The sequence below is a fragment of the Pseudomonas sp. 2995-1 genome, assembly GCF_002742505.1.
Taxonomy (GTDB): domain Bacteria; phylum Pseudomonadota; class Gammaproteobacteria; order Pseudomonadales; family Pseudomonadaceae; genus Aquipseudomonas; species Aquipseudomonas sivasensis.
Genome location: NZ_LJSA01000140.1, coordinates 1 through 237 on the forward strand (window position 1 = coordinate 1; position 237 = coordinate 237).

At 35.9% G+C, this 237-nt stretch carries 1 protein-coding gene; it reads left to right on the plus strand.

The features are described 5' to 3' along the window. Positions 1 to 237 (plus strand): hypothetical protein (locus AOA61_RS31740; protein ID WP_218197316.1); only part of this gene is annotated, 237 nt, incomplete at both ends.

Sequence of the window (237 nt, forward strand, 5' to 3'; positions counted from 1 at the left end):
CATCATTGAAAACAAAGATGTTCTTGTATATGGTTCAAACAATTCAGAGATTGATCGTTTTGAACCCCGAGATCAACTATTGGCCAATCAAAAACCTGTTAAAGCTGTATTTGCAGCATCCGATGCAATTTGGTCCTTATTTTTCGCCGTGGTAAACAGAAAGCAGATTAATTCCCTAAGAAATATTTGCTTAACGGTTCCGACAAAAAAGGGTATTAGACGGTACTATTATTTTTC